This is a genomic window from Pseudomonas sp. NFACC02 (assembly GCF_900110765.1).
Lineage (GTDB): Bacteria > Pseudomonadota > Gammaproteobacteria > Pseudomonadales > Pseudomonadaceae > Aquipseudomonas.
Genome location: NZ_FOEO01000005.1, coordinates 1 through 14,523, shown reverse-complemented (window position 1 = coordinate 14,523; position 14,523 = coordinate 1). Strand labels below are relative to the sequence as shown.

Below are 14,523 nucleotides of genomic sequence, written 5' to 3'. Positions count from 1 at the left end.
CCAACGCGATGAATCAGGTCCGTGCGCCGGACTGGCGATAGCGATCAAGCGCCACCGCACCGATGATCACGATGCCTTTGATGATGTACTGCCAGATGTCCGACACGCCGAGCAGCACCAGGCCGTTGGTCAACACCGCAATGATCAGCGCGCCGATCAGGGTGCCGCCAATGGTGCCGACGCCTCCGGTAAAACTGGTGCCACCGAGGATCACAGCCGCGATGGCGTCCAGTTCGTAGGACTGTCCGAGCTGCAAGCCATTGGCGGCAAACAGTCGCGACGCGCTCATGACGGCGCCCAGTCCGGCCAGCGCGCCGGAGACCGCGTAAACGAACAGCAGCACTTTCCACACCTTGATTCCGGACAGCCGGGCCGCTTCGGGGTTGCCGCCCACCGAATAGATCTGCACCCCCATGACCGTGCGGCGCAGGATGAACCAGGAGATCGCGATCACCGCAACCGCGATGATCACCAGCCACGGCACGCCAAGTACCGAATCGTTGCCGATGAAGGCAAACGGCAGATCCGGGTTGAAGACGGTCTTATCGTCGGCCAGCAGACGCGCCAAGCCACGCATGGCAGTCAGCGCGCCGAGGGTGACAATGAACGGCGGCAGGCGCATGAAGGCGATCAACCCACCGTTGACCAGCCCCAGCAGCAGGCCAAAACCGATGCCGGCGAAGATTCCGAGCATGCCCCACTGTGGCGACATCGACGCTTGTAGCGCCACGACAGCGGAGGCGGCCAGAATCGCGCCGACCGACAGGTCGATGCCGGCGGTCAGAATGACGAAGGTCATGCCCGCTGCCAGTACCACGTTGACCGAGGCCTGCTGGGTGATGATCGACAGGTTCTGCCAGGTCATGAAGCTGTCGGTCATCAACGCGAAGCCCACCAGCAGCAGAATCAACACCGGCAGCATGCCGAGGGTGCGCATCAGCTCGCGCACACGCTCACGTTTGCTGATGGCCGCCACGCTTGGCGAGTTTTCCAGGGTCAGACTCATGGCCTGGCCTCCTTTTATTGTTGTAGAAAGTGTCAATGACACGGTCACTGTAGGAGCTGACCGACGTTAGGAGGCCTGCGATGCGATAGCTGATCCACTATCTTCATTGGCTGACACACCGCTTCGCAGGCCTCGTAACCTCGGTCAGCTCCTACAAGGGACTATGTTGTTTCAGGTCGGAACAGCCACCTGCTCACCCCCAGTCGCCAGATCGATGATCCGCTCCTGAGAAATCTCGTGTCCCGATGCGCCGCCGACTTCCGCCACCAACTGCCCTTCGCGCATGATCAGCACGCGATCACAGGTGCCGATGATCTCCGGCAATTCGCTGGAGATCACCACGATGCCGACCCCGGCCTTGGCCAGTTCGTTGATGATCCGGTAGATCTCGGACTTCGAGCCAATGTCCACGCCACGGGTAGGCTCGTCGAGAATCAGCACATGGGGTTTGACTTCCAGCAAACGCGCCAGCAGTACCTTCTGTTGGTTACCGCCGGACAACGCCCCGACGTTGACCTTGCCCGACGCCACGCGAATCGACAGCGACCGGATCGCCTCGACCGCCCGCTGCGCGCCGCGCCCACGATCCAGCACACCGCCGGCATGGGCGTCCGGGACACAGGCGCAGACGTTGATGTTGTCGCGCACGCTCATGTCGAGGAACAGACCCTGGGCCTTGCGATCTTCCGTGAGGTACACCACGCCGGCACGAATCGCGTCGGTGGGATTACGCAGTTCCGTGATGGCTTTGCCCGCGACTTCAAGACTGCCAGAGGTGCGTGGATCGGCCGCAAAGATCAGCCGCGCCAACTCCGTGCGCCCTGCCCCGACCAATCCGGCGATACCCAGCACTTCACCGGCGTGCAGATCGAAACTGCAGGGTTTCACCCGCTTGCCATCGGCCATGTCGCGCACACGCATCACCACTTCGCCAGGGTCATACGGGGCGTGTTCTTTCTTGTAGAAACCGGACAGGTCGCGGCCGACCATCATCTTCACCAGCGCGTCCGCCGACAGCCCGTCACGCGCCAGCATGCCGACGTACTCACCGTCGCGCAGCACCGACACCCGGTCCGACAGCTCGTAGATTTCGGCCATGCGATGACTGATGTAGATGATCGCCAGGCCCTGATCACGCAGTTGCTTGATCAACGCAAACAGTCGGTCGGTTTCACGGGAAGACAGCGGCGTGGTGGGCTCGTCCATGACCAGAATCTTTGCCTCGGCGTGAAGCGCGCGAGCAATTTCCACCAACTGCCGCTCGGCAATCGACAGCACACTGACCTTGGTCGAGGGTTTGAAGTCGGCGCCCAGTCGCGCCAGTACATCGGTGCACCCGGCCTCCATGGCCTTGCGGTCGATGCTCCAGCCCCGACGCAATTCACGCCCCAGGTAAATGTTCTCCGCGACGCTGAGGTTGGGGCACAGGCTCAGTTCCTGATAAATCACCGCGATGCCCTGAGCTTTCGCGGTCAGCGGATCGAACGCGGGCAACGTCCGGCCACCCACGCGAATCTCGCCGCCGGCATCGGCCTGGTAGGCGCCAGAGAGGATTTTCATCAGGGTGGATTTGCCCGCACCGTTCTCGCCCATCAGCGCATGGACTTCACCGGCATAGACTTTGAGGGCGACATTTTTCAGCACGCGCAGGCCATTGAAGGTCTTGGAAATGGCAGTCATTTCCAGCACGGGCGTAGGGGATTCAGCGAGGACGGCGCTCATGATCGAGCATCCGCAGCAAGGGTATGTAGCGCGTGACGCGCCATGGGCAAAGACGGAAAGCGAGCAGGCAAGCTGTTCATTCGTATCCTCGAGGCGTGTTGTTTTTATGCCTGGGCCACCTCGTGATCGGGCGGCGCTCGGGAACTGCTTTGGAGAATCAATGTGAAACACTCTAGAACAGCTGAAACGTTTCACGCAAGCGCTTGCTTTTCTGAAATTGAAAAAGGCGACCAAACGCAGTCGCCCCTTCTTTCATCGAAAAACGTCCAAACGGCCGGGGTGGAAGCCCGCGCCGGCTTTAGGGTTTAGCGACTTTCCACATGTCCTTGAAACCGTCACCGGTGGTGTCGCCCGCTTTGGTGTCCTTGGTCCAGGTGTAGAGCGGCATGCCGTTATAGGCCCACTGTTTGCTGCCGTCGTCCCGGGTCACAACGCTGTACTTGCCCTCGGTCTTCGCATCTGCTCCGGCCATCAGCGGCGGCCAGGCCTTGGCGCAATCGCCGTTGCAGGCCGATTTGCCGGCGCTGTCCTTGGTGAAGGTGTACAGGGTCATGCCCTTGTGATCCGTGAGCACTTCGCCTTTGTCAGTCTTGCCGGTCATCGCCGGGCTGGCTGCAAACGCCAGGCTGGAGGCACAGGTCAGGGCGACGGCGGCGGTGAGGATGATGTTCTTCAGCATGGTGAACTCCTTGATTGTTTTTCGAGTAGGGAGCAAACGCCAGAAACCTTCCAGGCTCCCGCTGCTGGCACCGATCGGCGCAAGCAGTACAGGTAAACGTCTGTCGAAGGGGGTTTATTCCATGCCGTTGAAAAAATATTTCAGGAGCTGTTGGAGGTTACGACGGTGGCGAATGCGGTGGGTGAGCACCATCAACAGTGACTGACCCGTCGCATTCGTCCGAATTGCGGCCCATCCCCTCGTAACCTCGGACGTCTCCCACAGGGTCCCGGGTTGAAGCACGAACGTGTGTCCAGACCGCAGACCTGTGGGAGCCGGCTTGCTGGCGAATGCGGTGGAACAATGACATCGCCGGTAAATGGCACACCGCATTCGTCCGAGTGCGGCCCAGACCCTCGTAACCTCGGACGGCTCCTACAGTTATCGGGGAAACCCGGAGCCCGTGGCTGCCTCGGAATCTGTGGGAGCAAGCTTGCTCGCGAAGGAGCCGGGAAGTCCCCCCTTCAAAACAACCCCATCTGCCCGCCGATCAGCGTTTCGAAATCGTCGTCCACGAACGGCAGGATCGCGTCGGCGATCGGTTGCAGTTGCCGGGTGATGTAGTGGTCGTAGTCGATCGGCGTACTGCGCACTTCCAGAGGCTCCGGGCCCGCGACGGTGATCACGTAGCTGATCCAGCCGCGACTCTGGTATTGCAACGGACGGCCCTGCTCAAGGTTGTACGCGTCGGCAATGCGCGCGGCGCGCACGTGGGGCGGGACGTTGCGTTCATAGTCGTCCAGCGCCCGGCGAAGGCGTTTACGGTAGATCAACTGATCGTCCAGTTCGCCCGCCAGCGTCCGGCGCACATAATCGCGCACGTAATCCTGATACGGCCGTCGGTTGAAAATGCGCAGGTACAGTTCCTGCTGGAACGCCTGGGCCAGCGGCGACCAGTCGGTGCGCACGGTTTCGAGGCCCTTGTAGACCATTTCGTCTTCGCCGTTGGCCCGCGTGACGAGGCCGGCATAGCGTTTTTTGCTGCCCTCCTCGGCCCCCCTGATCGTGGGCATGAGGAAACGTTTGAAGTGGGTTTCGAATTGCAGCTCCAGCGCACTTTCCAACTGATAGACGTCGCGCAGGTGCTCGCGCCACCAGTCGTTGACGCCCTGGACCAGCGCCCTGCCGATCTGCGCGGCCTCTTCCTGGCCATGGGGACGCTTGAGCCAGACGAACGTGGAGTCTGTGTCGCCGTAAATGACCTCGTAACCCTGCGCCTCGATGAGCTGGCGGGTCTGACGCATGATCTGATGACCGCGCAGGGTGATCGACGAGGCCAGGCGCGTATCGAAGAAGCGGCAACCACTGGAGCCGAGCACCCCGTAGAAGGCGTTCATGATGATTTTCAACGCTTGCGAAAGCGGTGCATTGCGCTCGCGTTTCGCCGCTTCGCGACCTTCGGCGACCCGCGAGACGATCGCAGGCAGGCAGTGCCGGGTACGCGAGAAACGCGCTCCGCGAAAGCCTTCCACCGATTCACTGTCGTCCGGATGCTTGAGGCCTTCGATCAGTCCCACCGGATCGATGAGAAAGCTGCGGATGATCGACGGATACAGACTCTTGTAGTCCAGCACCAGCACCGACTCATACAAGCCGGGGCGAGAGTCCATGACGAAACCACCGGGACTGGCCTCCGGCATCCGCTCGCCAAGGTTGGGCGCGACGAACCCCTGGCGATGCATCAGCGGCATGTACAAGTGCTCGAACGCCGCCACCGAACCGCCGCTGCGGTCAGCGGGCAATCCGGTGACCGTGGCACGCTCCAGGAGAAACGTCAGCAGCTCGGTTTTCTCGAATATCCGCGTGACCAGCTCGCAGTCCTTGAGGTTGTAGCGCGCCAGCGCCGGCTTGTCCTCGGCGAACATGCGGTTGATCTCGTCCATGCGCTGGTAGGGATTGTCGATCGCCTTGCCTTCACCGAGCAGCGTTTGCGCGACGTTTTCCAGACTGAACGAGGGGAAACTCCAGGTCGCCGAGCGCAGCGCCTCGATACCGTCGATGATCAAACGCCCCGCCGCCGAGGCGAAGAAGTGATTATTGCGCGCCCCATGCTCGCGCCAGCCCATGGCCTCGCCGTCGCGCCCAAGCCGCAGCGGGACGTTCAGGCGCCGGGCATGCTCGTGCAACACGCGCAGGTCGAATTGCACCACGTTCCAGCCAATGATCGCGTCGGGATCGTGCCGCGCCAGCCACTCGTTGAGTCTTTCCAGCAACTCTTCGCGGCTGTCGCAGTAGTCGAACTTGAAATCCACCTGCGAGGCATCGCCATTGGCCGGCCCGAGCATGTACACCTGACGTTCGCCGCAGCCTTCCAGTGCAATGGAATACAACTCGCCCCGCTCGGTGGTTTCGATGTCCAGCGACACCAGTTTCAGCCGTGGCCGATAGCCGGGGTCCGGCCTCATCTGTGCGTCGAGCAGGACGCCCTGAGCGTCCGGCGTTCCACTGAACTGCACGGGCGCAGTGATGAAGCGCTCCATCAGATACCGTTCGGGCGGGCGCACATCGGCTTCGTAGACGTCGACGCTGGCGCGGCGCAGGTCTTTTTCCAGGTTCATGAGCTGGCGATGCTGGCGGGTGTACAGCCCCAGAACGGGACGATGGCGGAAATCACACAGGTCCAGCGCCTTGAGCTCGACGTCCTTCTCGTTGCGCAGCACCGCCTCGGCGCGCTCACGGTGCTGTTCGGGAATGAATGCGGTGGAGACCTGCGGAGAAAGCCTGAGGCGCCGCGGGCCCTGATCGGTGGCCAACCAGAAGTCCACCTCCGTGCCTGCGTCGGTGTCGCGCCAATGCCGGGTCAGGACGAAGCCCTGCTGTAATTCCACCGCTGCAACCTCAAAAACCGTATTTCAGAGGCGGGATTCTACGGCCATCGGCGAATGAAAGCGCGTCACCCTGTCGTCGTCGCCGCCACAAGATTCTCAAAAATGAGCAATGATCAAAAATTTGGCGCCAAATAAACAAAATTTATGGCACTATGCCACCCGCAACACGCCATCATCATGCCACCAAAAAAGTTCAACGCCATTCAAAGGGATTTGCCCATGATCGCTCGCCTCATCCGCTACAGCTTTGTCATCGTTTTGCTGTCCGCTTCCGCCGTGCTAACCGGCTGCTCCAGCTTCGTCCAGAAGCCCATCGACCTCGACGCCCAATTCTGGAATGACAAAGATCCCGTCATAGGCGTTGCCCTGAGCCCGTTGCCAGCGCCGCAACTGGCGTTGACCGGCAATCAGGGTCTGCTGGATCTGGCGATCAACAAAGGGGTGAACAGTAAGCTCAGCGATCAGGTCAGCGCCTGGGAACTGCACGACCTCGAAAGCCTGCCGGATGAAGTCGTCGCCAGCCTGAAAGCCAAAGGTCTCAATGCCAAACGCATTCCTGACGCGATCGACCTGACAACATTCAAAGAAACCGAAAAACGCGAAGGTTACCTGGCGCGCAACATCAGTGACCTGAAAAGCAAATACGGCGTAGACCGTCTTCTATTGATTTCTTACACCACCACAGGTGCATTCCGCAGTTACTACAGCGTCGTGCCGACCAGTGTTCCGACGCCTCAAGTCGGCGGGGTTGGCATGCTGGTCGACCCAAAGGACAGCCGACTGGTGTGGTACAAGCCGTTTGTGGTGGTGCAGCCTGCCCAGGGTGAATGGGACCAGCCGGGGTACAGCAACCTGTCCAATGCCTTCTACCAGGCGCTGGATGGCAGCCGTCAACAAATCCTGTCTGCGTTCAATAAATGAAGCGGTTGAGCCTAAGGACAGGCCTGCACATCGGCCTGGGGGCGGCGCTCGGACTGATGCTCGGCGGCTGCGCCCAGTCCCCGGCGCCATCACGAAGCTTCAACGACCCTGCTGCGATGCGTTACATCAACGATCACGGCTTACAGGTTGACGTGCAGATGCCGGCGAAAGACTTCGTCACTGCCTCGATGGTGATTGACGCCAAGACCGCGATGGCGGCCCAGCAGACCAGCCAGAACGCAGCCAATGCGGCGCACGGTGCGGGACTTGCCGGACTTCTGGTGCTCGGCGCGCTTCATTCGCAAATGGGCAGTGGCGCGCTGGAGCGCGATGCTCGCAATGAAGCCGAAAAAGACGCCAGGCCCATGGCATCGTTGCTGGCGGGTAATCCCCTCGATGGCCAGCTGCAGCAGCGTTACCGGCAAGCGAGCGCTGAAGCGGGTCTCAGGCAAGCGCAAAACCCGATTGCCGGACGGCTCGTGGTACGGCCCCACATCGTCCTGGCGCCCGACCGGGGCAGCTTCAGTCTGCTCAACGAAGTCGAGCTTCAGGACATCGCCGGTTCGGCGCTCTATCACGCCCGCATCGAGGTCTTCAGCCAGTCGTTTAGGCGGTGTGGAGCGTCGTGCATCGACGATGGCCAGCTCGATCTGGCGAACGTCACCCGCGTGCTGAACGCGAGTATCGATGAGTCGATGAAAGTCCTGGCTCAGGATCTGCAGGCACAAGGCAACGCGGGACGCGAACAGACCATTCGGTTCGTGATCAATGGTCAACGCCACGTGGAGCGAGGTCAGTTGCTGTCCTCAAGCGACACCTACGTGCGCTACCGCAGCCTTGATGGCGCCGTCAGGTCGGCCCCCGTGAAGCTGGAAGACTCGACGCTTTGGCCCGCGTTGCAGCAGGTTGCCGGGGCGCCCGCCCAGGTTGTGCCCTCGCCACAGCCCTGACCTGGAGGGTTCGCGTCAGCGATGACGCGGACCTGTCTGCCCCCATCAGGGAACAAGCCGGGCCACACAGGTATCAGAAGATGACTCGCACACCTTCTGAGGGATCCAGCATGCTTGTTCGACGTACCTCTCTGGCGACCGCTGTCGCCGCCTCTCTGCTCTGCTCACTGGCGTTCGCCGCCGACCTGCCGCCCGATCAACTGCTGAAAAAAGCCGAAGCCGAACAGAAACCTTACCTTGCCACCGTCAAACAACTGGTGGACATCGACACCGGTACAGGACAGGCCGCCGGATTGAAGACTGTCAGCGCGGTGCTGGTCGAGCGGCTCAAGGCACTGGGCGCGACGGTCGAAACCACACCGGCCACACCCTCGGCGGGCGACAACATCGTCGGCACGATCAAGGGCGACGGCACGAAAACCTTCCTGCTGATGATTCATTACGACACCGTGTTCGGACCCGGTACCGCCGCGAAACGGCCGTTCCGCGTCGATGCGGAGCGCGCCTACGGCCCCGGTGTGGCCGACGCAAAAGGCGGCGTGGCCATGGTGCTGCACGCGCTCAAACTGCTGCAGGATCAGAAGTTCAAGGACTTCGGCACCATCACCGTGTTGTTCAACCCGGACGAAGAAACCGGCTCGTCGGGCTCGAAGAAAATCATCGCCGACCTGGCCAAAAAACACGACTACGTGTTCTCGTACGAACCGCCCGACAAGGACGCGGTGACCGTTGCCACCAACGGCATCAACGGTGTTTTCGTGGACGTGAAGGGCAAGTCGTCGCATGCGGGCTCCGCGCCTGAAGCCGGACGCAACGCCGCGATGGAACTGGCCCATCAACTGGTTCAGCTCAAAGACCTTGGCGATCCGGCCAAAGGCACGACGGTGAACTGGACTCTGATCAAGGGCGGCGAAAAGCGCAACATCATTCCCTCAAGCGCGGCCGCCGAAGGTGACATGCGCTATTCGGACCTGAGCGAAACGGACCGCGTCCTGGCTGACGGTCAACGGATCGTGCAGAACACGCTGATCGACGGGACGCAAGTGAGCTTTCGCCTCGACAAAGGCCGCCCACCGCTGGTGAAAAACCCCGCGTCGGAAGACCTCGCGAAAACCGCACAAACGCTGTACGGCAAGATCGGTCGCACGATCGAACCGATCGCCATGCGTTTCGGCACCGACGCCGGATACGCGTACGTGCCTGACAGCCAGAAGCCTGCGGTATTGGAAACCATGGGCGTGGTCGGCGCAGGACTGCACGCCGACGACGAATACGCCGACCTGTCGAGCATCGCGCCCAGGCTGTACCTGACGGTGGCGATGATCATGGAGTTGTCCGCGAAGTAGCACATCTGCAAAGGCCACGACTCGCTGTTTTTGATTCTGGCCGAAGGCCGTGTTAGCCAGGTTTGTTAGCCAGGCTTTCACGGACCTTCAGTCAACAGCGGCCTGCACGCCCGTCAACCACCCAATGCCCCCACCACCGCACTGACGATGTGCTCCACCTCCTGCTCATCGATGATCAACGGCGGCAGCAACCGAATGGTTTGTCCGCGGGTGACGTTGATCAGCACACCGTACTCCTGGGCGGCAGTCAGGCAAAGGTCACGAACGGGCCGGGTCAGCTCGATGCCGACCATCAAACCCAGCCCGCGAATCTGCAACACATCGGGGTGCCCGGCCAGCGCCTCACGCAAACGTGCCAGCAGCCGCTCGCCCTGCCCTGCTGCGTTGTTCAACAGGCCTTGCTGTTCGACGATATCCAGCACCGTGCAGCCGACCCGACACGCCAGCGGATTGCCGCCGAACGTGCTGCCATGGCTCCCCGGCGTGAACAATCTGGCCACGGCGGCGGACGCCAGGCAGGCGCCAATCGGGATGCCGTTGCCGAGCGCCTTGGCCAGGGTCATGACGTCCGGCACGATGCCTTCGTGCTGAAAGGCAAACCAGCGACCGGTGCGGCCGATGCCCGTCTGGATTTCATCGAGGATCATCAGCCAGCCGTTCTGGCTGCAGTGCGCGCGCACGGCTTTCAGATACCCCGGCGGTGGCAGCGTGACGCCGCCCTCGCCCTGAACCGGCTCAAGCATCACCGCCACGATGCGCTCGCCGTAGGTCCGGGCGGCCTGTTTGATCGCGTCCATGTCGCCGAACGGCACTTTGACGAACTCACCGGACATCGGCTGATAACCCAGGCGGGCCGTGCCGTTGTCGCTGGCCGATAACGTACCGAGCGTGCGGCCATGAAAGGCGTTTTCCATCACCAGCACCAACGGCTGCTCAATGCCTTTGGCCCAGCCATACAGACGGGCCAGCTTGAGCGCCGTCTCATTGGCCTCAGCGCCCGAGTTATTGAAGAACACCTGCTCCAGACCTGACAGCCGGGTGAGCTTCGCGGCCAGCCGTTGTTGCCAGTCGATGCGGTAATGATTGGAGGTGTGCAGCAGCAAACCGGCCTGTTCGCTGATCGCCGAAACGATCCACGGATGACTGTGCCCGACATTGGTCACTGCCACGCCCGCCACCGCGTCCAGGTACTGGCGACCGCTGTCGTCCCAAAGTCGCGCGCCCTCACCCCTGACGAAGCTCAAGGGCAGCGGCTTGTAAGTGTTCATCAGGCAGGCGGCGGTCATGTCCATGGCTCCATCACGATTGAGTGAGGCCAGTATCGTTAACCCGGAATGCTGTATAAAGATCGCCTTACTTGAGTCACTTTAAAGCAGGGCTTGATAATGGACGTCTTTCAGGCAATGAACGTCTTCGTCAGCGTGGTCGAGAGCGGCAGCATGACGGCGGCGGCGCGGCAGTGCGAAATGTCGACCACGATGGTCGGCAATCACCTCAAAGCGTTGGAGCAACGACTCGGGGTCAGCCTGTTGCAACGTACGACCCGTCGCCAGAACCTCACGGAGTTCGGCCTTCAGTATTACCGCCGCTGCGTCGACGTCTTGGGGTTGGTGGCGGACTCCGAGCGCATGGCCGAACACCTGCAGACCGAACCCAGCGGCACCTTGCGCATCACCGCACCGCCGGCCTTCGGCGCCGAGCGCCTGTCGCCGATGCTGAGCGACTTCGTCTTGCGTTACCCGGAAATCAACGTCGAGGTGGTGTTGAGCAACCAGTTGATGGACCTCGTGGAGCACGGTTTCGACGCGGCCATTCGCCTCGGTGTTCCCGAATCGTCTGCGCTGATCGCACGCCCGTTGAATGACTACACGCTGACCATCTGCGCCTCGAAGGCCTACCTCGAACGTCGTGGTACACCGCTGACCGCAGACGACTTACGCGCTCACAGCTGCCTTGCATTCGCCTACCCGGCCGGCGACGACTGGCGAGCGGCCGACAAGTTGTGGAAACTGACCGGCCCCGACGGCGTGGTGGAAATTCCGGTGTCCGGCCCCATGATCGTCAACAGCTCACCGGCACTGCGTCAGGCCGCGCTGACCGGTATGGGCATAGCGATGTTGCCGGATGTGCTGATCAGCGAAGACCTGCAAAGCGGTCGACTGGTGCCGCTGTTGCAGCGTTACCAGCCTCCAAGTCGACCGATGTGGCTGATGTACCCGCAGGACCGCTACCGCTTGCCCAAGGTCAGGCATTTTGTGGCGTGTGCGTTAGCGGCATGGGGGCAATGAGCCGGCCCACACGTCTTCCTCCGACGCGGTGCGCCATCGGCCCGGTTAATCGGCAATGGCGATCAGGTCCATCTCCACCGTGGCATTCTTCGGCAACTGATACACGCCGACCGAGCTGCGGGTATGCGCGCCCGCCTCACCCAACACAAAAAACAGCAACTCGGAAGCACCATCGGCCACCTCGCTCTGCTGGGTGAAGCTGTCGGTGCATTGCACGAACAGGGTCATGCGCAGCACGCGCTTGATCTTGTCGAGGCTGCCCAGGCTGCGCTGCAGCAACGCGATGGCGCGCAAGGCGCTGATTTTCGCACCCAGTTGCGCCTGTTCCAGTGTGACATCGGCCCCGGCCCTTCCCGTGACGACCACCGTGTCACCTACTCGGGGAATCTGCCCGCTGATGTAGATCTGATCCTCATGACGCACCAGCGGCACGTAGTTGCCGCCGATCTTGATCTCGCCATCGAAGTCATACCCCAACCGCTCACACGCCTGTTTGAAGCGCACATCACACGACATTGTCAGTCCCCGTTGTTCGAAAGTTGGTGGGTGTCCCGCGCCCGAATCATAAACCCACATCGCCTGGCGCGCCCTGGCAGGTCATGTCAGGAGTTCCCCGCATCGCAATTGATTACGGGCATGTCGGGTATCGACAGACAGAAATAGTGTGAATAGGCCTGCGTCGATACAGTCATTACACCCTTCATCCAATGAGTCGAGGCTGAAAATGTCCCGCGCCATCAAATTTCACCGCTTCGGCAAAGCCGATGTGCTCAGCTGCGAGGAGCAACCTGACCGCTTGCCGGGTCCACAGGAAGTGCTGGTTCGTGCCGAAGCCATCGGTATCAGCTGGGACGATGTGTTGTGGCGGCAGAACCTTGCGCTGACCAACGTGCAGTTGCCCGCCGGGATCGGCAGCGAAATGGCCGGCGTCGTCGAAGCGGTCGGCAGCGACGTGACCGACCTGAAGGTCGGCGATAAAGTCGCCAGCTTCAAGGCCATGAGCGCCAACGATTACCCGGTGTGCGGCGACCACGTGCTGGTCCCGCGCAACGCATTGACCCGTTACCCCGACACCCTGACCCCGGTCGAAGCCAGCGTTCACTACACGCCGATGCTGCTGGCGTACTTCGCTTTTGTTGATCTGGCCAAGGTTCAAGCCGGACAGACCGTGCTGGTGACCGACGCCGCGTACAGCCCCGGCATTGCCTTCGTACAGTTGGGCAAGGCACTGGGCCTGCGTGTCATCGCGGCCACTCAACATGCCGAGGATCGCGAATACCTGCTGGCCAATGGCGCCGAACGTGTGATCGTGACCGAGGAAGACGATATCTGCCTGCGCATCGAAGCACTGACCAAAGGTCAAGGCATCGAGGCCGTGTTCGACGGCTTCGGCGGCATGCAGATGTCGATGCTCGGCGACGTCCTCGCCCCACGCGGAAGCCTCGTGCTGTACGGCCTGCGCGGCGGCAACAAGACGCCGTTCCCGGCGCTGCAGGCTTTCCGGAAGAACATGCGTTTTTTCGTGCATTGCCTGGAGAACTTCACCGGCAAACCTGAACTGGGTATCGAACAGGATGGGCCTGCGATGAAGCGTGCGCTCGACACGATCAATGCGCTGACCGCTCAGGGCCTGCTCAAGCCGGACATTCATCGCACCTGGCCGTTCGAGCAGTTCGGCAAAGCGCATCACCATCTGGACGAAGATCCGGTGCGTGGTCGCGTGGTGCTCATGGTGCGTTGAGAGACGCCTGTCTCTGCCTCATGATCGCGCAGCCCCGCCTTGCCGAGCGATCTGTATCACGTCTGGGCGTTTACTGAAGTCGAGGGTAAACGCCAGTGGAAAGTCACTTCCCCGCTCCCCCCGTGTTTTGATTCCCTGTCGACCTGAACGAATGACGTCACTTGGCTAGCGTGCGCCTGAGCCTTGGGCCAGTCTGGCGTGAATTCGCTCAGAACCTCTTTATCAGCAACGCGTGATGAGACCCTGGCGGGCAATGCGCGTGAGGTGACGAATCACCGCGTCAGCCTGCTCGGCGCAAGGCGCCTGCACGACCGCCAGGTCAAACTGGTCGTTGGTGAAGCGTTCAAGGGATTCATCAGCGTCAATGAACTGGATGAGAAACGCGTGAGGGCCATTCTGGCGACGGGGCCAGCCGTCGAGGTATCGCAACAGCGTGGGCTGATGGGAACCGCCCAGCAGGATTTTTGGATTACGACGATTGAATTGACTGGCGATAGGTGCCAGACGAACGAGGGGGCGCGGATTGGATTGGGTGCTCATCGTGAGTTTTCTCTGCCTCAGTGTTCCGCTGGGCAGCGGTGAGAGGCAACACCGAACCAGCGCTTTAGCGGTATTTCGACGGCGTTTTCACGGCATCAGGCGCCCCGCAAGTAGCTGTTTAAATCGGCGCATGAGCGGCATCCTAGAGAAGCGGCCTGGGGATTGTCAATTGGCGGTGGGTGGCTTTTCTCTGAATCGGGGATAACAGCGCGCCGCGCATTCATCTGGCCGCGTGCGACTTTGCTTCTGGCCGCAGGCCGTAGCGTAGGTGGGGTGCAGAGGATCCAGGATCGTTCCAACGCTCTGCGTGGGAATGCCTGCCAGGACGCTCCGCGTCCACGTTGACGCAGAGCGTCAGTCGCGGCGTAACCACGCGGAGCGTCACTAGTGTCCGGTAAATATGTTTCATAGTTGAAGGCTGCCCTGAGCAGCCTTCAACTGATCCTGTTCCTGTCGTCGTCGG

Annotated in this window: 12 protein-coding genes; 5 read left to right on the top strand and 7 right to left on the bottom strand. The window is 61.4% G+C overall.

The window, feature by feature from the left end:
* Positions 1-13: 13 nt before the first annotated feature.
* The 4 genes from BMY73_RS06210 to BMY73_RS06195 form a co-directional block, all read right to left on the bottom strand.
* Complete coding sequence (locus BMY73_RS06210) at positions 14-1,006, bottom strand: ABC transporter permease subunit (RefSeq protein ID WP_062381198.1); 993 nt, start codon at positions 1,004-1,006, stop codon at positions 14-16.
* Positions 1,007-1,177: 171 nt separating this feature from the next.
* Positions 1,178-2,728, bottom strand: coding sequence for a sugar ABC transporter ATP-binding protein (locus BMY73_RS06205; RefSeq protein WP_218190147.1), 1,551 nt, complete (start codon positions 2,726-2,728; stop codon positions 1,178-1,180).
* A 298-nt stretch (positions 2,729-3,026) separates the two neighbouring features.
* A complete protein-coding gene (locus BMY73_RS06200; protein ID WP_062381196.1) occupies positions 3,027-3,407 on the bottom strand; it encodes a COG4315 family predicted lipoprotein in 381 nt (126 codons plus the stop codon).
* 503 nt (positions 3,408-3,910) lie between these two features.
* Positions 3,911-6,274 (bottom strand): DNA polymerase II, encoded by a 2,364-nt coding sequence (locus tag BMY73_RS06195; protein ID WP_092405826.1) that lies wholly within the window; start codon positions 6,272-6,274, stop codon positions 3,911-3,913.
* 219 nt (positions 6,275-6,493) lie between these two features.
* Between BMY73_RS06195 and BMY73_RS06190 the strand changes: the two genes are divergently transcribed.
* The 3 genes from BMY73_RS06190 (at position 6,494) to BMY73_RS06180 (ending at position 9,491) form a co-directional block, all read left to right on the top strand.
* Positions 6,494-7,195 carry a hypothetical protein gene (locus tag BMY73_RS06190; RefSeq protein WP_092406141.1) on the top strand — a complete coding sequence of 234 codons (702 nt, stop codon included), beginning with the start codon at positions 6,494-6,496 and terminating at the stop codon, positions 7,193-7,195.
* A 5-nt stretch (positions 7,196-7,200) separates the two neighbouring features.
* Positions 7,201-8,145, top strand: coding sequence for a hypothetical protein (locus BMY73_RS06185; protein WP_256570937.1), 945 nt, complete (start codon positions 7,201-7,203; stop codon positions 8,143-8,145).
* 110 nt (positions 8,146-8,255) lie between these two features.
* A complete protein-coding gene (locus BMY73_RS06180; protein ID WP_092405824.1) occupies positions 8,256-9,491 on the top strand; it encodes a M20/M25/M40 family metallo-hydrolase in 1,236 nt (411 codons plus the stop codon).
* 113 nt (positions 9,492-9,604) lie between these two features.
* On the opposite strand, the gene BMY73_RS06175 is transcribed toward BMY73_RS06180, so the two are convergent.
* Positions 9,605-10,777: an aspartate aminotransferase family protein gene (locus BMY73_RS06175; protein ID WP_092405822.1), complete on the bottom strand. Its 1,173-nt coding sequence runs from the start codon at positions 10,775-10,777 to the stop codon at positions 9,605-9,607.
* Positions 10,778-10,876: 99 nt separating this feature from the next.
* Here BMY73_RS06175 and BMY73_RS06170 point away from each other — a divergent pair, with 99 nt between their 5' ends.
* Entirely contained in the window at positions 10,877-11,779 is a 903-nt protein-coding gene (locus BMY73_RS06170) for a LysR family transcriptional regulator (protein WP_092405820.1), read from the top strand.
* A gap of 45 nt (positions 11,780-11,824) precedes the next feature.
* On the opposite strand, the gene BMY73_RS06165 is transcribed toward BMY73_RS06170, so the two are convergent.
* Positions 11,825-12,295: a RidA family protein gene (locus tag BMY73_RS06165; RefSeq protein WP_092405818.1), complete on the bottom strand. Its 471-nt coding sequence runs from the start codon at positions 12,293-12,295 to the stop codon at positions 11,825-11,827.
* A gap of 208 nt (positions 12,296-12,503) precedes the next feature.
* On the opposite strand from BMY73_RS06165, the gene BMY73_RS06160 reads away from it, so the two are divergent.
* Positions 12,504-13,520, top strand: a complete 1,017-nt coding sequence (locus tag BMY73_RS06160) for a zinc-dependent alcohol dehydrogenase family protein (protein ID WP_092405816.1) — start codon at positions 12,504-12,506, stop codon at positions 13,518-13,520.
* A gap of 222 nt (positions 13,521-13,742) precedes the next feature.
* On the opposite strand, the gene BMY73_RS06155 is transcribed toward BMY73_RS06160, so the two are convergent.
* Positions 13,743-14,060: a hypothetical protein gene (locus BMY73_RS06155; RefSeq protein WP_092405814.1), complete on the bottom strand. Its 318-nt coding sequence runs from the start codon at positions 14,058-14,060 to the stop codon at positions 13,743-13,745.
* Positions 14,061-14,523 lie beyond the last annotated feature (463 nt).

Excerpts from the sequence above, each read along its gene's own strand:
- BMY73_RS06210 (WP_062381198.1), bottom strand. The coding sequence starts at position 1,006 with ATGAGTCTGACCCTGGAAAACTCGCCAAGCGTGGCGGCCATCAGCAAA.
- BMY73_RS06205 (WP_218190147.1), bottom strand. The coding sequence starts at position 2,728 with ATGAGCGCCGTCCTCGCTGAATCCCCTACGCCCGTGCTGGAAATGACT.
- BMY73_RS06200 (WP_062381196.1), bottom strand. The coding sequence starts at position 3,407 with ATGCTGAAGAACATCATCCTCACCGCCGCCGTCGCCCTGACCTGTGCC.
- BMY73_RS06190 (WP_092406141.1), top strand. The coding sequence starts at position 6,494 with ATGATCGCTCGCCTCATCCGCTACAGCTTTGTCATCGTTTTGCTGTCC.
- BMY73_RS06180 (WP_092405824.1), top strand. The coding sequence starts at position 8,256 with ATGCTTGTTCGACGTACCTCTCTGGCGACCGCTGTCGCCGCCTCTCTG.
- BMY73_RS06175 (WP_092405822.1), bottom strand. The coding sequence starts at position 10,777 with ATGACCGCCGCCTGCCTGATGAACACTTACAAGCCGCTGCCCTTGAGC.
- BMY73_RS06170 (WP_092405820.1), top strand. The coding sequence starts at position 10,877 with ATGGACGTCTTTCAGGCAATGAACGTCTTCGTCAGCGTGGTCGAGAGC.
- BMY73_RS06165 (WP_092405818.1), bottom strand. The coding sequence starts at position 12,295 with ATGTCGTGTGATGTGCGCTTCAAACAGGCGTGTGAGCGGTTGGGGTAT.
- BMY73_RS06160 (WP_092405816.1), top strand. The coding sequence starts at position 12,504 with ATGTCCCGCGCCATCAAATTTCACCGCTTCGGCAAAGCCGATGTGCTC.
- BMY73_RS06155 (WP_092405814.1), bottom strand. The coding sequence starts at position 14,060 with ATGAGCACCCAATCCAATCCGCGCCCCCTCGTTCGTCTGGCACCTATC.